The sequence below is a fragment of the Sphingobium chungbukense genome (assembly GCF_001005725.1).
GTDB lineage: Bacteria > Pseudomonadota > Alphaproteobacteria > Sphingomonadales > Sphingomonadaceae > Sphingobium > Sphingobium chungbukense.
Map to the genome: position 1 here is coordinate 178,053 of NZ_LBIC01000006.1, position 22,470 is coordinate 200,522.

Annotated in this window: 19 protein-coding genes; 18 read left to right on the plus strand and 1 reads right to left on the minus strand. The window is 63.0% G+C overall.

Annotation, left to right across the window (positions count from 1 at the left end; genetic code table 11):
- Positions 1-9 precede the first annotated feature (9 nt).
- From YP76_RS14200 to YP76_RS14225, 6 genes are all read left to right on the plus strand, one after another.
- Entirely contained in the window at positions 10-822 is an 813-nt protein-coding gene (locus YP76_RS14200; RefSeq protein ID WP_046764267.1) for an enoyl-CoA hydratase-related protein, read from the plus strand.
- A 46-nt stretch (positions 823-868) separates the two neighbouring features.
- The gene (locus YP76_RS14205) at positions 869-2,005 is read left to right on the plus strand and encodes an alpha/beta hydrolase (RefSeq protein WP_046764404.1); all 1,137 of its coding nucleotides are present in this window, start codon (positions 869-871) and stop codon (positions 2,003-2,005) included.
- A 184-nt stretch (positions 2,006-2,189) separates the two neighbouring features.
- Positions 2,190-3,224 (plus strand): alpha/beta hydrolase, encoded by a 1,035-nt coding sequence (locus YP76_RS14210; protein ID WP_046764268.1) that lies wholly within the window; start codon positions 2,190-2,192, stop codon positions 3,222-3,224.
- Between the two features lie 66 nt (positions 3,225-3,290).
- The gene (locus YP76_RS14215; protein WP_046764269.1) at positions 3,291-4,088 is read left to right on the plus strand and encodes a class II aldolase/adducin family protein; all 798 of its coding nucleotides are present in this window, start codon (positions 3,291-3,293) and stop codon (positions 4,086-4,088) included.
- A gap of 123 nt (positions 4,089-4,211) precedes the next feature.
- A complete protein-coding gene (locus YP76_RS14220) occupies positions 4,212-4,820 on the plus strand; it encodes an HD domain-containing protein (protein WP_046764405.1) in 609 nt (202 codons plus the stop codon).
- A gap of 19 nt (positions 4,821-4,839) precedes the next feature.
- Entirely contained in the window at positions 4,840-5,724 is an 885-nt protein-coding gene (locus YP76_RS14225; RefSeq protein ID WP_046764270.1) for an alpha/beta fold hydrolase, read from the plus strand.
- A 146-nt stretch (positions 5,725-5,870) separates the two neighbouring features.
- On the opposite strand, the gene YP76_RS14230 is transcribed toward YP76_RS14225, so the two are convergent.
- Positions 5,871-6,995, minus strand: coding sequence for a helix-turn-helix domain-containing protein (locus YP76_RS14230; protein WP_046764271.1), 1,125 nt, complete (start codon positions 6,993-6,995; stop codon positions 5,871-5,873).
- 86 nt (positions 6,996-7,081) lie between these two features.
- Between YP76_RS14230 and YP76_RS26690 the strand changes: the two genes are divergently transcribed.
- The 12 genes from YP76_RS26690 to YP76_RS14290 all read left to right on the plus strand — a co-directional run bounded on the left by YP76_RS26690 (position 7,082) and on the right by YP76_RS14290 (position 22,416).
- The gene (locus YP76_RS26690) at positions 7,082-8,398 is read left to right on the plus strand and encodes a TetR/AcrR family transcriptional regulator (protein WP_084733173.1); all 1,317 of its coding nucleotides are present in this window, start codon (positions 7,082-7,084) and stop codon (positions 8,396-8,398) included.
- Between the two features lie 316 nt (positions 8,399-8,714).
- Positions 8,715-10,814, plus strand: coding sequence for a TonB-dependent receptor (locus tag YP76_RS28270; RefSeq protein WP_046764272.1), 2,100 nt, complete (start codon positions 8,715-8,717; stop codon positions 10,812-10,814).
- 49 nt (positions 10,815-10,863) lie between these two features.
- Positions 10,864-12,579, plus strand: coding sequence for a class I adenylate-forming enzyme family protein (locus YP76_RS14245; protein WP_232307558.1), 1,716 nt, complete (start codon positions 10,864-10,866; stop codon positions 12,577-12,579).
- A 37-nt stretch (positions 12,580-12,616) separates the two neighbouring features.
- Complete coding sequence (locus YP76_RS14250; RefSeq protein WP_046764273.1) at positions 12,617-13,900, plus strand: acyl-CoA dehydrogenase family protein; 1,284 nt, start codon at positions 12,617-12,619, stop codon at positions 13,898-13,900.
- Positions 13,901-13,943: 43 nt separating this feature from the next.
- A complete protein-coding gene (locus tag YP76_RS14255; RefSeq protein ID WP_046764274.1) occupies positions 13,944-14,999 on the plus strand; it encodes a phosphotransferase family protein in 1,056 nt (351 codons plus the stop codon).
- A 16-nt stretch (positions 15,000-15,015) separates the two neighbouring features.
- Positions 15,016-15,798, plus strand: a complete 783-nt coding sequence (locus YP76_RS14260) for an SDR family NAD(P)-dependent oxidoreductase (protein ID WP_046764275.1) — start codon at positions 15,016-15,018, stop codon at positions 15,796-15,798.
- 28 nt (positions 15,799-15,826) lie between these two features.
- Positions 15,827-16,606 (plus strand): SDR family NAD(P)-dependent oxidoreductase, encoded by a 780-nt coding sequence (locus tag YP76_RS14265; RefSeq protein ID WP_046764276.1) that lies wholly within the window; start codon positions 15,827-15,829, stop codon positions 16,604-16,606.
- 43 nt (positions 16,607-16,649) lie between these two features.
- On the plus strand, positions 16,650-18,692 hold the full coding sequence (locus YP76_RS14270; protein ID WP_046764277.1) for a 3-hydroxyacyl-CoA dehydrogenase NAD-binding domain-containing protein: 2,043 nt from the start codon (positions 16,650-16,652) through the stop codon (positions 18,690-18,692).
- Positions 18,689-19,141, plus strand: a complete 453-nt coding sequence (locus tag YP76_RS14275; protein WP_046764278.1) for a MaoC family dehydratase — start codon at positions 18,689-18,691, stop codon at positions 19,139-19,141. The genes YP76_RS14270 and YP76_RS14275 overlap by 4 nt, the downstream gene beginning before the upstream one ends.
- A gap of 27 nt (positions 19,142-19,168) precedes the next feature.
- Positions 19,169-20,341: an acetyl-CoA C-acyltransferase gene (locus YP76_RS14280; RefSeq protein WP_046764279.1), complete on the plus strand. Its 1,173-nt coding sequence runs from the start codon at positions 19,169-19,171 to the stop codon at positions 20,339-20,341.
- Entirely contained in the window at positions 20,341-21,348 is a 1,008-nt protein-coding gene (locus tag YP76_RS14285; protein ID WP_046764280.1) for an NADPH:quinone oxidoreductase family protein, read from the plus strand. The genes YP76_RS14280 and YP76_RS14285 overlap by 1 nt, the downstream gene beginning before the upstream one ends.
- Before the next feature lie 42 nt (positions 21,349-21,390).
- Complete coding sequence (locus YP76_RS14290) at positions 21,391-22,416, plus strand: NADP-dependent oxidoreductase (protein ID WP_084733175.1); 1,026 nt, start codon at positions 21,391-21,393, stop codon at positions 22,414-22,416.
- The last annotated feature ends 54 nt before the right edge of the window (positions 22,417-22,470 follow it).

Here is a 22,470-nt window from a genome sequence, read left to right on the forward strand (position 1 = left end):
GAGACTGGATTGATACAGCGGGACACGGATACGCCCGACCTCCTGTCGGCACTGGATGACGGCCTATTGACGCTGACGCTCAACCGGCCGGATGCACGCAACGCGATGAGCGACCCGATGCTCGAAGCGATGGAAAGGGAACTGGCCTTCGCCGAAGGTAGCAGCGAGGTCCGCTGCGTCGTCCTTCGCGGCAATGGGCATGCCTTCTGCGCCGGCGGCGATGTCAAGGCCATGGGCGACGGTCCGCCACCCCCGTCCGCGATGAACGATCGCATCGCCTATCAGCGGGCCATTCAACGCGCGACATCGGGTCGGCTGGTCGCGATGGCCAAGCCGACGCTGGCTGTCGTCAACGGCCCTGCGGCGGGTGCGGGCCTGGCGCTTGCCCTGGCCTGCGACCTCAGGATCATGGCACGCCCGGCCTTTCTGCTGACGGCCTTCGCCACGGTCGGCCTGTCAGGCGATTTTGGCGTCGGCTATCTCCTCACCCGCCTTGTCGGAGGCGCGCGCGCAAGAGAAATGATGTTCCTGCCCGATCGCATATCGAGCGACAGGGCGTTGGATATCGGGCTGACGAACTGGGTGTGCGAGGCAGAGCATCTGGACGCCCATGCCGAGCGCATAGCCCGGCGCCTGGCCGCCGGACCGCCCAAGGCACTTGGTTACATGAAAGACCATTTGAACAAAGCCCTATCAACCGATTTTGACACCTATATGGAGCATGAGGTGGCCTGCCATCTCGATTGTTCGAGAACCGCCGATCATCTGGAGGGCGTGATGGCCTTTGCCGAAAAACGCGCGCCCCTTTTCACCGGGCGTTAGGTTGGTCCCGCTACCCCGCGATCATCCCGGTCCGTTTCCCGATGTCATGCTGCCAAAGGGTATTCGGTCCCGCATCGTGCGCGGGGTCGGCGATCTCGACATGCATATTCTGGAAGCGGGTTTTGGCCGGGGGTGCCCCGCCATCCTTCTCCTCCATGGCTTTCCCGAACTTGCCTGGTGTTGGCGCCGGCTGATGCCGATATTGGCGTCCGCCGGCTATCATGTGATCGCGCCCGACCAGCGGGGCTATGGCCGCACGACACCGCAACCCGGCGATTATCTGACCGATCTGGAACCCTACGCGACAGGGAATTTGGCGAATGATGTCTTCAACCTGATCGAAGCCCTGGACCTTTCCTCCGTGGAAGCCATCGTCGGACATGATGCCGGCTCCATTGTCGCGGGCTTTTGCGCATTGGCACGGCCCGGACTGATGCGCCACCTGGTCCTCGCCGCCTCCCCTTTCGCGGGCGCGCCGCCCCAGGGCGCGCCGCTCGACGCGCCCTTCATCTTCCATCCGGTCCATGCCGAGCTTGCCCGGCTGAACACTCCGCGAAAACATTATCAGGCTTATTATGTGGGGCCATCCGCCAACGAAGACATGAGGCATTCTCCACAGGGGCTCCACTCGTTCCTGCGCGGTTATTTTTATCAGAAAAGCGCCGATTGGAACGGCAATGCCCCTCACCAACTGGCAGGATGGAGCGGTGCGGAACTGGCCAGGATGCCGCATTATTATTGCATGCCAGCGCGCCACGACATGGCCGAGGTCGCCGCCGCCGCAATGCCCGATGCGCGGGCGATTGCCGCCTGCGCGTGGCTAAGCGAGCACGACCTGTCGATCGCCGCGGCGGAATTCGCGCGCACGGGATTCCAGCCCGCGCTCAACTGGTATCGCAGTGCTCTTGTCGAGGGCATGACCGGGCGCGATCTGATACCGTTTCAAGGCCGCCGCCTCGACATCCCCGTCGCATTCGTCGCGGGCAGCGCCGATTGGGGACCCTATCAGGCACCGGGATTGCTGGAAACCATGCGGGACAGGCTCGCGACCAGACCCGTATCGCTTCATGTCATCGACGGAGCCGGTCATTGGGTCCATCAGGAGCAGCCCGAACGATTTGCCGACATTCTGTTCGCTACGCTGAACGCCCGGCTAGCCGGCAACCGCCTGTGCTGCAAATAGCGACCAGCGGGCTGCGATTGCTGGTCATTGTTCCAGCCCGTCATGATGGCATGATCGTCCCAGCAGTTCGAACCGATGAACGGCCGTCTCGGCAGGGATCGCGCTTTCCCGCGCCTCCTGCCGACGGGAATGTCCCGTGCGCGCGACCCCGCGAAGACGCTGAAAAAAAATGGAGAGGCACAGAATGGCGAAGCTGTTTCAAGACGTGCGGGTTGATCCACGAATAAAGGCGGTTTTCGGTGACTATGGCGAACCAGCCGGCCCCGACATGTCCAGCCGCGAGGAGCTGATCGAGTTCATGAACAGTCCGGAGGCACAAGAGGCCGTGGCCGCGGACGCCGCCTTCTTCGCGTCGGCCGTATCGGAAGAATGCGCCCCGTCGCAAGGCATCGTCTACGAAACCAGGGTCTTTACGTCCCAGCCCGACGGCAACCAGATCAAGATCCAATATATCCGTCCCGAAGGGGCCGGCATCCTGCCCTGCGTTTATTATATGCATGGCGGCGGAATGGCCTATCTGTCTGCCTTCGACCCCAATTATCGCGCCTGGGGCCGCATCATGGCGGCGCAGGGCGTGGCGGTGGCGATGGTCGATTTCCGCAATAGCCTGCTCCCCTCGTCGGCCCCCGAAATCGCCCCCTTCCCAGCCGGTCTGAACGATTGCGTCGCCGGACTGAAATGGGTCCATGCCCATGCGGAAGAACTCCAGATCGACCCGGACAAGATCATCGTCGCGGGCGAAAGCGGCGGCGGCAACCTGGCGCTCGCCACCGCGCTGAAGCTGAACCGGGATGGCGACATCGGGCTGATCAAGGGCGTTTATGCGCTTTGCCCGTTCATCGCCGGCCAGTGGCCGCATCCCGATCATCCGTCCTCGGCCGCCAACGAGGGCATTTTCATCAGCATCGGGAACAATCGCCTGACCCTCGCCTACGGCATCGAAGCCTTCGAGCGGCAGGACCCACTGGCCTGGCCGATCTTCGCGTCGGAGGCTGATCTCAAGGGCCTGCCGCAAACCGTCATCAGCGTGAACGAATGCGATCCGCTCCACGACGAGGGCGTCGCCTTTTACCGCAAATTGCTGGCGGCCGGGGTTCCCGCGCGGTGCCGCTCGCTGATCGGCACGGTCCATGCGGTCGAAATATTGCCCAGATGCGCGCCGGATGTCAGCGCCAACACCGCCAATGACATCGCCTATCTGGCGCGGACTGGAAAGTGATGATGGGCCGGCAATCCGCTGGCACCACCAGATCGCCCATGGATGAAATGACTAAAGGAGTTTGAAATGGCTGACGGTTCCTGGGCGCCTGTGCCTTCATTGAGGGCCAAGGTGAGCGAGGCGGAGTGGCAGATGCGGGTCGATCTTGCCGCGCTGTACCGGCTTGTGGCCCTGCATGGCTGGGATGATATGGTCTATACGCACATATCGGCGCGGCTACCGGGACCGGACCATCATTTTCTCATCAATCCCTATGGTCTGTTCTTCGAGGAGATGACCGCCTCTTCCCTCGTGAAGATCGACATGGACGGCAATATCGTTCAGGACACGCCCTACAAGGTCAATGCGGCCGGCTTCACCATCCACTCCGCCATTCATGGCGCGCGGGAAGACGTGAAATTCGTGATGCACCTGCACACCGACGCGGGCATTGCCGTGTCCGCCCAGAAGGACGGGTTGCTGCCCCTCAGCCAGACGGCCTTGGCGGTGATCCCGGAACTGTCCTACCATGACTATGAAGGCATCGCGCTCGACTGGGATGAACGCGAGCGTCTGGTGGCCGACCTGGGCGACAATTCGGCCATGATCCTGCGCAATCACGGGACGCTGGCGGTGGGGCTGGACGCTGGCGACGTCTGGCGGACCATGTTCATTCTGGAACGGGCCTGCAAGATACAGGTGCTGGCGCTTGCCGGGGGACGCGACGGAGCGCTGATCGCGCCCCAGACGGCCCAGGATACGGTGGCCCGGCAAATGGCCGCACGCGGCCCGCTTCGCCAGGAGGGTGGCCAGTCTGCCTATGACCTGATCTGGCCGGGTTGCCTGCGTCGGCTGGAGCGCCAGCTGCCAGGCTTTAACGCCTGAGCAAAACAATGCGGGACCAGTGAACGGAACCAAAATCTGGATTCCCGAACAGGATTGGGCGCGGAAATCCATTCGGCCGGTGGAAGCATGCTGTTCGACCGGCTCAACAGAAGAAAGTCCGATATGTCTGAGCCAATAGAGAGCGAACGCACCACGACCCATTTCACCCAGATGGCGGAGTCCACGCAGGAGGACTGGGCGGTGATCGATCGGCACTACAAGCCGTTTCACGCAGGATTATCCACCCGCATATTGACGCATCTCAAGCTGCTGGACGGCGATTTCGGGGGATATCCCGTGGACCGCCTGGAACATAGCGTCCAATGCGCGACGCGAGCGTTCCGGGCCGGAATGGACGAGGAATATGTCGTCTGCGCCCTGCTGCACGATATCGGTGACACGCTGGGGTCGGGCAATCATGCCGATCTCGCCGCCGCGATCCTGAAGCCCTATATATCGGAAAAGAACCACTGGATGGTTGAGAAGCACGCCATCTTCCAGGGCTATTATTTCTTTCATTTCATCGGGGAAGACCGTGACATGAGGGAAAAATATCGCGGACATCCGCATTTTCAATATACGGCGGACTTTTGCCATCTGTTCGATCAGTCCGCCTTCGATCCCCATTACGACACCATGCCGCTCGAAGCCTTCGAACCCATGGTGCATAGGCAGTTCGCGACCATGAGATATGCGTTCTACAAAAGCCCCGGCGCCGCCGCCGCTGAATGATGGATGGTGGTAGACGGACATGATCGAAACGCGTTGCATCCGCCTGAACGGCCTTGAATTCACGATCGACATCGCAGGGGAGGCCAACGAACCGACCGTCCTGCTGCTGCACGGGTTTCCCGAATCCCGCTATATGTGGCATCCCCAGATGGAGGCGCTTTCCGCCGCCGGCTTTCGCGTGATCGCGCCCGATCAGCGCGGCTACTCGACTGGCGCACGCCCCGAAGAGCAGGACTCCTATCGCGTGGAACTGATCGTCCAGGACGCGGTCGACCTGATGCGGGCGTTGGACGTTCCGAAATTCCACCTGGTCGGTCACGACTGGGGCGGACAGATCGCATGGCTGATCGCGGCCGGACACCCGGAGAAAATCCGCACGTTGAGCATCCTGTCGCGGCCGCACCCCGCCGCCTTCGCGCGGGCCATGGCGGAAGACCCGGAGCAGGCGGAGCGCTCCCGCCACCACCGCTCCTTCCGCGAGCCGGACGCCTATTCGACCATGCGCGTCGATGGCCTTCGCCCCCTGCGCGAAGCCCTGGAAACCCAGCATGTGCCGCCGGAGATCGCGGCCGTTCACATCGCCAAGCTGGCCGAACCGGGCGGCCTGGAAGGCGCGATGAACTGGTACAGGGCAAGCGGATTCACGGGGGCGGCGACCCGGCCCATAGACCTGTCGACCCTCTATGTCTGGGGCACAGAGGATTCGACGGTCGGCCGATATGCCGCGGAATTGACGTCGCGCTACGTCACGGGGCCATTTCGATTTGTCCCCGTCGAGGGTGCGGGGCATTTCATCGTCGACCAATGCCCCGACATGGTGTCAGACCTGCTCCTCGCCCATATCAGCGGGACTGATCGGCCGCTCGACGCAGGAAGGCGCGTGAGCGAGAACCTTGCTCCCTAGGGTGTGTGGGGATTCAGCCCATGGCGGGCTGAATCCCCACACACCCCTAGAGCGGCCGATCTGATTAAATCAGATCGGCCGCTCTATTTCTTTGTTTTGCCGCGATTTCTTAACCGTCTGATGATGCCATCTGACTGGAAATCGCTCTAGCTTTCGCACAGTCGACGTTGCAGCCGATACGCCGTCGGCGACATGCCGAGCCAGTCGAAACAGGCGCGCCACAAACTGCGCCGGTCCGAGAAACCGAGATCATAGGCGACGTCGTCCAGATTCGCATCGGTCGCGAGCAAGGTACAAAGTTTCCGCATCCGAACCTCGCGCGAGAGTTCACGAAAACTTGTGCCTTCCTGCGTGAGTCGACGTTGCAGGGTCGCCGCGCTCATACCAAGCTTATGGGCCGCCACACGTTGATGGGGTATCTCATCCCGCATCAGCACACGCAGTTCGTTGACCAGTGAACTCGACGCACCTGAATCCGTCGCGTGAGGCGGCTTTTCCGCCATTTCCATGAAAACGGACGATTCATGGAAGGAAAAACTCTTGTAGCGGCGCACCCCCAGCGGCAGATCGAGTATCTCTTTCGGATAGATCATGGAGACCCCGGTCCCCTGCCTCCAGCTGCTCGTCGCCAGGCCCGTCAGGAGCGATTCCTTGCGATCGCCCAACAGGCTCGACAATCTCATGCGCACAGGTTCAATCGCTCTGCCCGTTCCCCAGACCAATACACAGTGGAACACCAACGCGATCAGTTCGACGTAGATTTCGCCGCGTTCGGACAGTTCGTTCATCGCATAGGTGACGTGGACGCCATCGGTGCCGTGTCCGACCGAGACGGTCATTCCGGATGGAATCACCTGTACGAAATCACAGAAGCGCTTCAGCCCCTCATCCACCGAATCCATGTGATTCACCGCGGTGAAGATCATGGTCCAGCTGCCTTTGGGCAAGGGAAGCGGCGTGCACCCGTGACCTTCGTCATTATATTTGAAGATCCCGTCGACGCACAGATTCCAGAAGTCGACGCGGGAAATGCTTGCCGGCATCTTGCCCTTGGCATCGCATAATCCAGCGCCGAGCAGCAACGCATGCGCGCGTTCCCGTCCGAAAAACGTCTCGACATAATGGATCGAAAGCTGTTCCGCTCCGAAGCTTACTTCGTTACTCGTGAACAGCGCGGGACGATGACTGCGAAAATCACCGGCCCGCACCGCTGAGCCGAGCATCGCCGAATAGCTGCGTGCATTCTCTGCACCGCATGGGTTCGCTTTCATATCCAGCCTCCCTTCCGGCGATCCTCATATAACGAGACCGCCTCTTGCAATAATTAGTACTATAAGACAAAAATGGTGCCGGAGCAATGCCACTTCGGCCGTGTCAACAGAGGGAAGATCGAAACGTGCCCGCACTCCGCCGCCCTCCCCTGACCCAGAACTCGCTCACAGAAACACATAGACCGAAGAGAAAGCCTGCGCAGGCAAGGTCCGTCGACACACGCAAAAGGATCATCGAAGGTGCGATCCGCGTGCTGGCCGATCAAGGCATTGCGGGCATAACGCACCGTGCGATCGCCCGCGCCGCAGATGTCTCCCTCGCATCAACCACATATCATTTCACCGGCAAGTTCGACATCTTGGCCGCGGTGTCGCAGGCGATGCTCGACGAGGACAGGTTGCTGCTCCCACGGCCAGATCTGGTCAACCCGGAATGGCAATCGGAAGAATTCCATCCCCGATCCCAGGTTCTGCAATTCCTTCTCGAAGCTACCGGCGCATTGCGCGTGCGGTGCACATGCTGGACGGAGATCATGCTGGACGCCCCCCGCCATGCGGAATCGCTGGGTCTGGCGCATCGATGGTTTGCAGCGGCGGCGGAAATCTGGCGTGAATGGTCACTGACCGTGGGTGGCAGCGACGGCGCGCTGGCCGCTCGATCCTATGGCGATGTCACGGCCGGGCTGTTGCTTTTCGTGCTGGTGCTCCGCCCTTCGGAGGATGATCTTCGCGCAGTGTTCAACGCCGGCGAAGACCCCCTTGATCGTTGGCGACGGCATGAGGAAACACCGGCCGCCAAACCAGCCCGGCTGAGCGGCAAATCGGCGGTGACGCGTGAAGCCATTCTCGCTGCAACGATGGATGAACTGGTATCGAAGGGCCAGACGGCGATCGGCCTGAAGGCGATGGCCAGCAAGGCGGGCCTGTCGCCATCGGGCGCCTTTTACCACTTCCCGACGACCGCCAGCCTGATCGCGGCGGCACAGCACCGTTTGTTTGAAAATGCGAAGAACCGCTATCGTACCGTCGCCCCGCTGGATCGCGGGCACGAAAGCCTGGAAGAGCTGATCGACCGGACCACCGTCATCTTCTTCCGCGAGGCGACCGAATATGCGCGGGAAAGTCTGGCGATCTACCGGGTCTGGCTTGAGGCCAGTCGTCAGCCGTCGCTGCAATCCGCGATATGGAACGACATCGAGAATCAGCACAGTGCCTGGCGACGTCTTTTGACGCCGATCTCATCGTCGCTGCGGCCGATCGATCCACTACTGTCCCAGGCATTGTTCACCGGGAAGCTGATCCGGCTGGTCGCTACCGGCTCGCAAACAGAGGACCTGGCCAACGTGCGCCGCGAGTTCGCGCATGATCTGACATTGATCACGTCGGGCCGATTCTGGCTGTAAATTCAATCCGCACGCCATCTGGCGAGCGCTTACGATCCATGCCGAGCGACGGCACAACTTCCCTTGCGGCAAATTGCGACGTCGCTCGTGCGATCAACCATCATTCTCCCTCCGCCGGAAATCGATAGAACACGAATCAGCACAAAAAGATAAAAATCTTGGAGGGGTTAATATGTCGAAAGGTTCATACATCATTGTGCTGCTCTGTGGAGCAGCGGTTACGGAATCAGTCCATGCGCAAGCGCTTGACGCGCAGGCACAGGCTCAGGCTCAGAGCGCTCAATCGTCCGGCGCCGGGCAGCTAGGGGATATTGTGGTGACGGCATCTCGCCGAAGCGAGACGATCCTGAAAACGCCCATCGCGGTTTCGGCCTATTCGGGCGATCGCCTGCGGGCGGCCCAGACAGTGGCGCTCACCGATCTGGTTGGTCCCAATCCGAACCTTCAGATCGGCAATTCCTATAACTCGGCGAATGTCGCGATCCGCGGTATCGGCAACGGCTCGTCGATCAATGCGGGTTCGGACGCGGGCGTCTCCATCCAGGTGGACGGCGTCTACATGGCTCAGCCACTGCTGACATTGTCGACCTTCCTGGACGTCGCGCGCGTCGAGGTATTGCGCGGACCGCAAGGCACGCTGTTCGGCCGCAACGCGACCGGAGGCGCGATCAACATCATACCGAACGAGCCGACCAAGGATGTGCATTATGGCATCGACATCACAGCAGGCATAGACCCCGGCAGGATCAACAGCACGGGCTATATCAGCGGCCCGCTCGATGCATCGGGCACATGGACGGCCCGCCTCTCCGCGCAGCAGACCTACAATCGCGGCTACACCCGCAATCTGGCGACGCCACAAAACTACGCGCCGGGCTATTCGGACAATCTGGTCACGGCCAATCCTTCGAACCGGCTCGACGATGCCAACAACCAGTCCGTGCGCGGCCAGATCAAGTGGGAGCCTTCCGACAGTTTCAACGCCCGTCTGCTGGTCGAATATCAGCGCGACCATTCCGATGGCCCCGCCGTGTTCCTGGAAGGCACCCCCGATCCCGCCCAACCGCTCCCCGCGATCCTGGTCGGACAGCCCACCGGAAATGTCAGCAAGCGCGAAGTCTATAATAATGAGGGCCTCAGGCGGATCGAGGGCAAGAATGTGAACCTGACCCTGAACTGGGCGTTGGGCAGCGGCAATGTGAAGATGCTCGGTTCCTATGCAGATGCCGACATCCACAATATCCAGGACGGCGACGGCACCGGCGCGCTCCACACCTATTCCGACTTCAAGAACCGCACCCATCAATATTATGGCGAGTTGCTGTACACGTCCGAACCGGACAGGCCCTTCACCTATATTCTGGGCAGCAATTTCTTCCACGAAAAGCTCAAGCAGGACATCTCCGTTCCCATCAGCCTGCTGCCCATGCCAATGGATCTGGGCGCGAGGATCAACACCACCTCCTATGCCTTTTTCGGCCATGCCCAATATGCGTTCACGCCGGAGGCCAAGATCTTTGCCGGCCTACGCTACACGCACGACAAGAAGGTCGATCTGGACGACTACAACAATTATATCGGCATTCTGCCCAGGCAGAGCACGTCGTCTAGCGAAATCACCTATGAAGTGGGGACTTCCTATGCCTTCAGCCCAACGCTTGACGGTTATGTGAAATATGCGACCGGCTATAAGGGCGGCGGCTTCTCGGCCGGCGGTCTTGCTCCCGCGTTCAATCCGGAAAAGAACAGCAACCTCGAAGCCGGCCTGAAGGGCTTGTTCCTGAACCGGGCGCTGCAGGCCAACCTCGCCGCCTTCCACATGAAATACAAGGATCTGCAGGTCAACCAGATCAACGGCGCGTCGACGCAGGTCGTCAACGCCGCGAAGGCAACCATCTATGGCTTCGAGGTCGAAACCGTCATCCGGCCCATCGAAGCGCTGCGGTTCGAAGTGTCGGGCGCCTATCTGCACGCGACATTCGACCGCTTCCGGACGGGCGATCCCGCCCGGCCCGACCTGGGCACGATCGACCCGGACGGTACCCGCCGGTTCGACCTCGACGGCAACACTCTTCCGCAGGCGCCCAAGTTCAGCGTCAGCGCCGGCGGTTATTACGACGTACCGCTATCATCGGGCAAGATCACCCTGGGTGCCCGCTATGACTGGAAGTCGAAGCTGTATTTCAGCGAGTTCAACATCCCCGTATCCTCGCAGGCAGCGGCGGGCAAACTCAACCTGTCCCTGAACTATGAAAGCGCGGACCGCCGCGTGACCGCGAGCCTGTTCGCCAAGAACGTCACCAACAAGCAGGTGAGGTCCAACGTGATCGTCGTGTCTGCCCTGATCGGCTCGCTCGCGCTCAGCCAGTATCAGCCGCCCCGGCAGATCGGCGCGTCGTTCGGATACCACTTCTAGAAGAGAAATGACCCAGACCGATGTCGACCGACCATCAGAGGAACGGAGAATGATGCAATCCTGGCCGGTAATGTCACTCAAGGACGCAGAAGCACAACTCTGCGTTCCCGGCTCCCGCTTTGAAATCGGCACGGCGCTTATCAATGGTCGCGAACTGCGGACATGGGCGCGCCTGCCCGCCACCATTGCGGAACTGGCGAGGGAGGTGCAGGCCGAACATGGCGAGCGGGAATTCCTGGTCTTCAATGACGAGCGCATCACTTATGACGGCTGGTTCCGGGCAGTCGCCAAGCTGGCGGATCATCTGGTGCGGCAGGGCGTGCGGCAGGGCGATCGCGTCGCGCTTGCGATGCGGAACCTGCCCGAATGGCCGGTGGCATTGTTCGCGGCAGGCCTGTGTGGCGCGATCGTCGTCCCGCTCAATGCGTGGTGGACGGGTGACGAGCTTCGCTACGCGCTCGACCAGTCGGGTTCCACGCTGCTCCTCTGCGATGAGGAACGGCTGGAGCGCCTGACAGCAGGGGACCCGGCGTTCACCGATCGCATGAAGGTGATCGTTTCGCGCTCGTCCCGCCTGGACGTCGCATCGCTGGAAAGCGTCATAGGCTTGCCCGCCGGCTATGGCTCGTTGCCCGTTCGGCCGCTGCCCGCTGTGGCGATGGCGCCCGACGATCCGCTGACCATCTTCTACACCAGCGGCACGACTGGCCGGCCGAAGGGCGCGCTGGGCACTCATCGCAACATGCTTTCGGGCCTGCTTGCAGGCGATTTCATCGCCCAGCGCGGCGCCTTGCGCCGAGGCGAGCCGGCTCGCGAGCTTCCGCCATCGGTCACGCTGATGACCATTCCGCTGTTCCATGTCACCGGCTGCGCATCGCTGCTGATGTCCGCCCTGGCCTGCGGCGGCAAGATCGTGCTGATGCACAAATGGAATCCGGTGGAAGCCATGTCCCTCATCGAGCGGGAGCGCATCACATCGGCCGGCGGCGTTCCGACGATCGCCTGGCAGTTGATCGACAGCCCCGATCGAAGCCGATATGATCTGAGTTCGCTCGACTATGTTCCCTATGGCGGCGCACCCGCCGCCCCGGACCTGCCCGTTCTGATCCAGCGCGAACTGGCGGCCATACCTTATAATGGCTGGGGCATGACGGAAACGTCGGGCACGATCACCGGGCATAGCGCGGAAGACTATCTGAACCGGCCCGACAGTTGCGGACCGCCGCTGCCGGTGGACGAGCTGCGCGTCACGGATGAGGCGGGCCAGGACGTCCCGATCGGCGAGATCGGGGAACTGCGCGTGCGGGGACCGCAGATCGTCATGGGATATTGGCGGAACCCCGAAGCCACAGAGGCGACCTTCGGCGACGGCTGGCTGCATACGGGAGACCTCGCCCGGCTGGACGAGGAGGGATTTTGCACCATCGTCGGCCGCAGCAAGGATGTCATCATCCGAGGCGGCGAGAATATCTACGCCGTAGAGGTGGAAAACGCGCTGTTCAGCCACCCCGCCGTGACGGACGCGGCGGTCGTGGCGCTGCCCCATGACCGGCTGGGCGAGGAACCCGCCGCTATGGTCCAGATCGCGGACGGGCATACCCCCGCAGAGGAAGAGCTGAAACTGTGGCTGCGCCAGCGCCTGGCCGCGTTCAAGATTCCGATCGTCATCCGATTTCACGACGGACCGCTGCCACGAAACGCGAACGGCAAGGTCCTGAAGAACGAGGTCCGCCTGCTCTTGCTGGCCGAGACCCTGCAAGACTGAATCCGGACCATCACGCCAGAACACCAAGGGATATATAATGGATTTCTCACTCACCGCCCGGCAGTCGTCATTTCGCGATCGTGTCCGCGCCTTCATAGAGACCAATGTCAGGCCGCGCCTTGCCGACTATGCGGCCGAGGTGGCGACCGAGCCGAGATGGAAGGTCATCGAGGTCATCGAGGAACTCAAGCCGCTAGCCCGTCGAGCGGGCCTGTGGAACCTGTTCATGCCCCCCCACTCGGGTCAGGAGCATGTCGATAGCAGCTTCGTGTTCGAGGGCGAGCAACTGACCAATCTCGAATATGCCTTGTGCGCGGAAGAGATGGGGCGGGTCTTCTGGGGATCGGAGGTGTTCAACTGCTCGGCCCCCGATACCGGCAATATGGAGGTGCTCCATCGCTACGGCACGATCGACCAGAAGGAGCAATGGCTTCGCCCGCTCATGAATGGCGAGATCCGCTCCGCCTTCCTGATGACAGAGCCCGATGTCGCCAGTTCGGATGCCACCAACATCCAGACGTCGATCCGACGCGATGGCGACCATTATGTCATCAATGGCCGCAAATGGTGGTCGACCGGCACCGGCGATCCGCGCTGCAAGGTCGCGGTGGTCATGGGAAAGACCGATCCGAACGCGGAGCGCCATCGCCAGCAGAGCATGATCCTGGTGCCGATGGATGCGCCGGGCGTCCACATCAAGCGGATGCTGAACGTCTATGGCTATGACCATGCCCCGCATGGACATGGCGAAGTCGTGCTGGAGAATGTGCGGGTTCCCGCGGCCAACATGCTGCTGGGGGAAGGGCGCGGGTTCGAAATTGCCCAGGGGCGGCTGGGACCGGGCCGCATCCACCATTGCATGCGCACCATCGGCGTCGCGGAGAATGCGCTGGAAGCCATGACCCGGCGGCTGCTTTCCCGCCAGGCGTTCGGCAAGCCGATCGCCAGCCATTCGGTGTGGGAACAGCGGATCGCGCGCGCGCGCATCGACATCGAAATGACCCGGCTGCTCTGCCTGAAGGCGGCGGACATGATGGACCGCGCCGGCAACAAGAGCGCGCAGACCGAAATCGCGATGCTGAAGGTCCAGGCCCCCACCATCGCGTGCCAGATCCTCGACGACGCCATTCAGGCGCATGGCGGCGCGGGCGTGTGCGACGATTTCGACCTGGCCTTCGACTGGGCCAATACGCGGACGCTGCGTCTGGCCGACGGACCGGACGAGGTCCATGCGCGGGCGATCGCGCGAGCGGAGTTCGGGAAGTTCAGGGAGGTCAGGGCCGACGGCCCCACCAGCGGCACGATCGGGGTCTCCCGCTGATGATGTCCACGCGCACCCGTTTGCGTCGCAACGGCCGTTCGACATGAACGCGATATCGGAACCGGCGGCCGTCGGAACCGCCATCGACCTGGACAGGTTGGCGACGTGGATGGGCACGCATGTCGCTGGGTTCGCGGGGCCGATCACGCTCGACAAGTTTTCGGGTGGCCAGTCCAACCCCACCTTCGCGCTCGACACGGCGACGAAGCGCTACGTGCTTCGTCGCAAGCCCGCAGGCACCCTGCTCGCCTCCGCTCATGCCGTGGATCGCGAATATCGCCTGCTGAGCGCGCTGCATCCGGAGGGCTTTCCGGTGCCACGACCGATCGCGCTGTGCGAGGACGAAACGGTGATCGGATCGGCCTTCTACGTCATGGAGCGGGTCGATGGGCGGACGTTCTGGGATGGAAAGCTGCCCGATCATGAACCAACGGAGCGGCGCGAGATATATGAGCAGATGGTCGCAACTCTCGCGCGGCTCCATCGCTTCGATCCCGCTCAGGTGGGCTTGACCGATTATGGCCGACCCGGCAATTATTTCGGGCGGCAGGTGGCGCGCTGGAGCCGGCAATATCGCGCGGCGCAGACGGAGGACGTGCCGGAAGTCGAGAAGTTGATGGATTGGCTTTCGCGTACGGTGCCGGAGCAGTCGTCGGCGACGATCATTCATGGCGACTACAGGCTGGACAATCTCATTTTCGATCCGTCCGGGGGGAAGGTCGCTTCGGTCATCGATTGGGAACTGAGCACGATCGGCGATCCCCTCGCCGATTTCAGCTATTTCGCGGTCCACTGGATCATGCCCGCCGACGGTCTGGCGGCGCTGGGCGAGGTGGATCTGGCCCCGCTGGGCATCCCGTCGCTGGAGGACATCACCGACCTTTATTGCGCGTTGAGCGAGCGTCCGCGCGTCGCGAACCCGCACTGGTACTTCGCCTTCAACCTCTTCCGGATCGTCGGCATCGTCCAGGGCATCCGCAAGCGCATCATCGACGGAACCGCCTCCAGCCTGGAGGCGGAAAGATCGGCCGCAAAACTCGTACCGATGGCCCGCCTCGGCTGGGAACAGGCACGGATCGCGGGAGCACCCAACCTATGAACAGCCGGAGTCAATCATGAGCAAGCTTTTCGACCTCAGCGGCAAGGTCGCCATCGTGACCGGGTCATCGCGCGGCATCGGCCGCGCCATTGCGGAAGCGATCGCCGATGCGGGCGCGCGGGTCGTCATCTCCAGCCGCACGCAGGCGGCGTGCGACACGGTGGCGGACGGCATCAACGCCCGGCTGGGGGAGGATCGCGCCGTGTCGATCCCTGCCGACATCGCAGTGAAGGAGGATGTGCGCGCGCTTGTCGCGGAAACCGAAAAGCGCCTCGGCCCCGTCGATGTCCTTGTGTGCAATGCGGCGGTCAGTTCGCATTATGGCCCGACGCTGGAAATCCCGGACGAGGAATTCCACAAGATCATCAACAGCAACATCCTGTCGACCCATTGGCTCGTGCAGCAGGTCGCGCCCGGAATGATCGAACGCAAGGCAGGGTCGATCGTGGTCGTGGCGTCGCTCGGTGCCTATCTCGGCTCCGGCACGATCGGCACCTATCATCTGTCGAAGGCCGCCGACCTGCAACTGGTCCGCAACCTTGCCGTCGAACTGGGCCGGCACAGCATCAGGGTCAACGCCGTCTCACCCGGCATAACCAGGACGGATTTCGCCAAGCGGCTGTGGGAAGACCCCCATGGCGAGGAAATGCTGCTCAAGCGCACCCCTCTGAACCGCGTCGGCGAAGCCACCGACATGGCGGGCGCGGCCGTGTTCCTGGCAGCCGATGCCAGCGCCTTCATGACCGGCCAGTCGATGATCATCGACGGCGGCATGGCGATCGGCCCGGCACGAAGCTGACGCATCAGGACAAAGGCAGGAACAGGCAATGCGCAAGCTCTTCGATCTCAATGGCAAGGTCACCATCGTAACAGGCTCGTCGCGCGGGATCGGCCGCGCCATTGCGGAGGCGCTGGCGGACGCGGGCGCCCGCGTCGTCATCTCCAGCCGCAAGCAGGCGGCATGCGAGGAGGCAGCGGCCGCCATCAACGCGCGCTGCGGCGAAGCGCGCGCGCTGGCCGTCGAAGCCAATATCTCCAGCAAGGCGGCGTTGGAGGCGCTGGTCAAGACCACGGAAAACAGGCTCGGCCCGGTCGACATCCTGTTCTGCAACGCGGCGTCCAACCCCTATTATGGGCCGACGCTGGGCATCAGCGACGACCAGTTCCGCAAGATCCTGGAAAACAACATCATGTCCAACCACTGGCTGGTGCAACTGGTGGCGCCGGGGATGGTGGAGCGGCGGTCGGGCAGCATCGTGATCGTCTCTTCGATCGGCGCCTATATCGGATCGGACGTGATCGGCACCTACCATATGTCGAAGGCGGCGGACCTGCAGATGGTGCGCAACCTCGCGGTCGAATTCGGGCCGCACAGGGTCCGGGTCAACGCCATATCGCCGGGTGTGACGCGCACCGATTTCGCGCGGGCGCTGTGGGAGGATCCGGCGGCCGAGCAGGCCTTCAGCCGCCAGATCCCGCTGCGCCGCATCGGCGAGCCGGAAGAAATGGCGGGCGCAGCCCTGTTCCTGGCGTCGGACGCCTCCTCCTATGTGACCGGCCAGTCGATCATCGTCGATGGCGGCATGACGATCGGACCCGTCGCGTGACCCGCATGACTCGGGACGAAGACCTTATTGGAAAAGAGAGACCATGATCGAAACCCATCGCCACGGCCCGGTTCTGAGCATCCAGATCGCCAACCCACCCGTCAACGCGCTGTCGGAAGCGGTCCGGCGCGGAATCCATCAGGCGATAGAGGCGGCACAGAAGGACGATGGCGTGTCCGCCATCCTCATCCATGGCGGCGGACGCATGTTCTGCGCGGGGGCCGACATCACGGAATTTGGCAAACCCCTGGCGGAGCCGGGACTGTCCACCGTGATCGACGCGATCGAGGCCAGCGCCAAGCCGGTCGTCGCGGCGATTCACGGGTCGGCGCTGGGCGGCGGTCTGGAAGTCGCGCTGGGCGCCCATTATCGGATCGCCACCGCCAGCGCGAAGCTGGGTCTGCCGGAGGTGGCGCTGGGCCTGTTGCCCGGGGCCGGTGGCACGCAGCGTCTTCCCCGTCTGATCGGCGTTTCCGCCGCGCTGGACATGATCGTTTCCGGTACGCCCATTTCGGGCAGCAAGGCGCAGGAACTGGGCCTGATCGACCGGATCGTGGCGGAGGATGATCTTCTGGAAGAAGCCGTGGCCTTCGCCGCGACGCTGAAGGAACCGCGCACGACCGGCGAAAGGACGGTCGCATTCGAAGCCGACGAGTTCGATCGGTTCGTCGAACATAATGGCCGCAAGATCAACGGACTGGACGCCCCCCGCGCCTGTATCGAAGCCGTCAGGGCGGCAACGACGCTGCCGCTTGCCGCGGGTCAGGAAAGGGAACGCGCCCTGTTCCATGAGCTGATGGACGGCGCCCAGTCCCGCGCGCTGCGCCATGCCTTCTTCGCCGAACGCACCGCCGCCAAGATCGACGACCTGCCGAAGGATGTCGCCCTGCGCCCGGTCGGAAAGGTCGGGGTGATCGGCGCCGGCACGATGGGCGGCGGCATATCGATGAATTTCCTGTCCGCAGGCATCCCCGTTACCATCGTCGAGATGGCGCAAGAGGCGCTGGATCGCGGCACCGGTCTCATCCGGCAAAATTACGAGGCGACCGCTGCCAAGGGTCGGATGACGAACGCGCAGGTCGAGGCCGCCATGGCCCTGCTCACCCCTACGCTCGATTTCGATGCCCTCGCGGACTGCGATCTCGTCATTGAAGCCGTGTACGAGAATATGGACGTGAAAAAGGAAATATTCGCCCGGCTTGACGGAATTGCGAGGCCAGGTGCCATTCTCGCGTCGAACACCTCCTATCTCTCGATCGACGAGATCGCGCAAGCCACCACTCGCCCGCAGGACGTGCTGGGCCTGCATTTCTTCTCGCCGGCCAATATCATGAAGCTGGTCGAAGTGGTGCGCGGCGCGCAGACCGCGCCCGATGTGCTGGCCACCGGCATGTCCGTCGCGCGCAAGATCGGCAAGGTCCCCGTCGTCTCGGGTGTATGCTTCGGCTTCATCGGCAACCGGATACTCGACCCCCGCCTCGAAGGCGCGATGGACATGTTGCTGGAGGGGGCGACGCCCGAACAGATCGACCGCGTCTCGGTCGCGTTCGGGATGCCGATGGGCCCGTTGCAGATGATCGACCTCGCCGGCGTGGATATCGGCTGGCACCGCGACCCGACGCGTATCGAAAGCCTGCGCGATGCGCTGAACGCCGTTGGCCGCTGGGGCCAGAAGGCGGGCGGCGGCTTCTACGATTATGACGGGAAAAGGCGCCCGTCCCCCTCCCCTGCGGCGAATGCTATCATCGATGAGTATCGATCGAGGGCGGGCATCACCCCACGCGCCATATCCGACAAGGAAATCATGGTGCGCACGATGCATGTGATGGTGAATGAAGGCGCCAAGATCCTGAGCGAGGGCATCGCCCAGCGCGCGTCCGACATCGATATCGTCTGGATCTACGGCTATGGCTGGCCGCGCCATACGGGCGGGCCGATGTTCTGGGCGCAACAGACGGGGCTCAGCCATGTCGTGTCCGCGCTCGAACGCCACGCCGACCGGCTGGGCGATGACTTCTCCCTGTCCCCGAGATTGGTGGAGGCGGCACGCAATGGGCTGACGCTCGACGGGAAACAGGCCGGGTGAGCGAGACGCTGGCACGCTTGCAGGCCGAACTGGGCGTCACCCGCCATTCGGACTGGCTGACGGTCGATCAGGCTATGATAGATCGTTTCTCCGACGTAACGATGGATCGACAATATATCCATGTCGATCCCATCCGCGCGCGCGAAACCCGCTTCGGCGGCACGATAGCGCATGGTTTTCTGATTCTGTCCCTGCTGGCCCATCTGGAGCAGAAAATTGCCGAGGCGCGATGCCCCGATGTGCAGATGGGGGTGAATTACGGCTTCGACCGCATCCGGTTCGTTGCGCCGGTGCGGGCGGGAAGCCGCATACGCGCCGCCTCCACCCTTGCGAGCGTCAGGGAAAAGTCGCCGGGACAATTTGAACAGTCGCTGGATATCCGCGTCGAAGTGGAAGGCGAGGAAAAACCCGCCATCGTGGCGCGGTGGATCACCCAATATTTCATATGACCTGAAGGTCTGCCGAGGAGAATTATGATGCAAGACGCCGTTATCGTGTCGGCAGCACGCACGCCGATCGGGCGCGCCTATCGTGGGGCGTTCAACGCGACCCCCTCCCCCACGCTCGCCGCCCACGCGATCCGGGCCGCGGTGTCCCGCGCGGGCATTGATCCAGCGGAAGTCGACGACGTGCTGATGGGCGCTTCGATGCAGCAGGGATATCAGTCCACGATCGGGCGAACGGCGGCGATGCGGGCCGGTCTGCCCGTCAGCGTCGCGGGCATGTCGATCGACCGGCAATGCGCGTCCGGCCTGATGACGATCGCGACCGCCGCCAAGCAGATCATCGTCGACCGGATGAAGGTGGTCGTCGCGGGCGGGGTGGAATCCATCTCGCTGGTGCAGACGGAGGCGCTCCGGATCGACGAGGATCCCGAACTGGTGGCGATGGTGCCCGCCATGTTCATGCCGATGCTCCAGACCGCCGAAACCGTCGCGTCGCGCTACGGCATCGGCCGCGAGCGTCAGGATGCCTATGCCCTGCGTTCGCAGCAACGCACGGCTGCGGCCCAGAAGGAAGGCGCGTTCGACGAGGAGATCGTCCCGGTCGAAGCGACCATGACGGTCCGCGACAAGGCCACCGGCGAACAATCGTCGAAGCACGTCACGCTGACCCAGGACGAGGGTGCACGGCCCGAAACCACCGCCGAAGGTCTGGCCGCGCTCAGGACCGTGGTCGAAGGCGGCACGATCACGGCGGGCAATGCCAGCCAATTGTCCGACGGCGCGGCCGCCGTCGTGGTGATGGACGCCGGGCTCGCCGCCGAGCGTGGCCTGCGTCCGCTGGGCCGCTATCTGGGCATGGCGGTCGCCGGCACGGAGCCCGACGAGATGGGCATCGGTCCCGTGTTCGCGATACCGAAGCTTCTCCAGCGCTTCGGCCTGACCATGGACGATATCGGCCTGTGGGAATTGAACGAAGCCTTCGCGGTCCAGGTGCTATACTGCCAGGACAGGCTGGGCATTCCCGACGATCGCCTGAACGTGAATGGCGGTGCGATCTCCATCGGGCATCCCTATGGCATGTCGGGAACCCGGCTGGTGGCCCATGCCCTGATCGAGGGACGGCGGCGGGGGGTTCGCTATGTCGTCGTCACCATGTGCGTCGGCGGCGGCATGGGCGCGGCAGGGCTGTTCGAGATACTGTGATGAAGGCCCTGCTTTCCGTGGAGCCCGGTGGCCCCGAAACATTGAGGCTGTCGGAAGTCCCCATCCCTGATCCCGGTCCCGGCCAGTTGCGCGTGCGCGTGCTGGCATGTGGGATCAATTATCCCGACGTGCTGGTCATCCAGGACAAATATCAGTTCCAGCCGCCACGCCCCTTCGCGCCGGGCGTCGAGGTTTCGGGAACGGTGGATGCGGTCGGGGCTGGCGTGGAGGGATGGCGGCAAGGCGACAGCCTCATCGCCACCTTATCCCAATCCAGCGGGGGTCTTGCCGAATATGCGGTTTGCGATGCCAAGGACGCGTTCAGGATTCCCGAAGGACGGGATCCAGTAGAAGCCGCCGGGCTTCTGCTCACCTACGCCACCACCATACATGCCCTGGCGGATCGCGGCGACCTGAAAGAGGGCGAGACCTTGCTGGTCCTCGGAGCGGCCGGCGGCGTCGGCCTTGCGGCGATCGAAGTCGGGAAGGTCATGGGCGCTCGCGTCGTGGCCGCGGTATCCAGCGAGGAGAAAGCCAAGGTCGCCCTCGCCGCCGGAGCGGATGATGCCATGGTCTACGATCGGGCGCCGTTCGACAGGGATCAGGCGCGCGCGTTGGGACAGGCATTCAAGGATTTGGCGGGGCCGGAAGGCGCGCATGTCATTTATGATCCGGTCGGCGGCGATTATGCCGAACCGGCACTTCGCTGCGTCGCATGGGAAGGCCGCTATCTGGTCGTCGGCTTCCCCGCCGGCATCCCCAGAATTCCCCTAAATCTGCCGCTTCTCAAGTCCTGCGATATTCGCGGCATTTTCTGGGGAGGTTTCGCCCAGCGCGCGCCCGACCATAACCGGCGCAACGTCATGCGCTTGATCGACTGGTGGAGCGCCGGCCGGATCAGGCCAAGAGTGGATCGGGTCTTCCCCCTTGCCCGGGGAGGCGAGGCGATCGCCAGGCTGGCGAGCCGATCCGCTGTCGGAAAAGTCATCGTCGCGATGGACGCCTGATGCAGAAGATGTCCTGAGGCGAACCGTTGGAGAAGCCCTATAATGAGCAGTAAATTTCAGGCGTGGACGCTGATCGCGCGACCGGAAGGGTTGCCGACCCGCGATCTTTTCGAGCTACGCGACTTTGAGGACGCGCCGCTCGCCGATGGGGAAGTCAGGGTTCGCAACGATTGGCTCACGGTCGGCCCGGCCATGCGGGTGCGGATGTCCGCGCAAACGCGCGGATATCTTCCGCCTTATGCGTTGGGCGCCCCGATACCGGGATGGGCGGTGGGCGAAGTCATCGCTTCGCGCGCCCCCGACTTCAAGCCGGGGGACATGACCCTTCACCAATTCGGCATGCGCGACTTCGGGCAAGGACCTTCGGCCGCGTTCGAAAAGCTGCCTTCGATCGGTTCGCCCGAAGATTATCTGAACGCCATGGGATCGACGGGCTTCGTCGCCTATTTCGGGTTGCTGGAAATCTGCAAGGCGGAGCCGGGCGAAACCCTTTTCGTGTCCGGCGCGGCGGGTGCAGTCGGCAGCACGGCCGTGCAGATCGGCAAGGCCATCGGCCTGAAGGTCATCGCCTCCGCCGGCGGCAGCGACAAATGCGCGCTTCTCAGGAACATCGGGGCAGACGCCGTCATTGACTATAAATCACCCGGATCGCTGGACGAGAAGCTGACGGCGGCCGCGCCCCAGGGCATCGATGCCTATCTGGACAATGTCGGAGGCGATCATCTTGACGCTGCGCTTGCCAACGCAAACCCGCGAGCAAGGTTCGCGATCAGTGGCATGATCGGCAGCTATAACCAGGACCAGGTCGCCGAGACGATGCGCCACCTCAACCGGATCGTGACGCAACGGATCCGGATCGAAGGCTTTCTGCCCTATTCCGACCGCGCCGACCTTCTCGTCGCATTCCGCGAACGGATGGCGGCGTGGATCGCGAACGGGACGGTTCGCCCATGGCAGGAAGTCCGCACGGGCCTGGGAAGCGTACCGAACGCCATCCAGGATCTTTTCGCCGGAGGTTTCACCGGCAAACCCCTTATCCGCCTTCATGCCGACGTTGCGCCCCTGTGAAGGGGTTTCGTCGCCCCCATGCCGCCGCCGCAACCGGCGGGCATAGTCATTGCA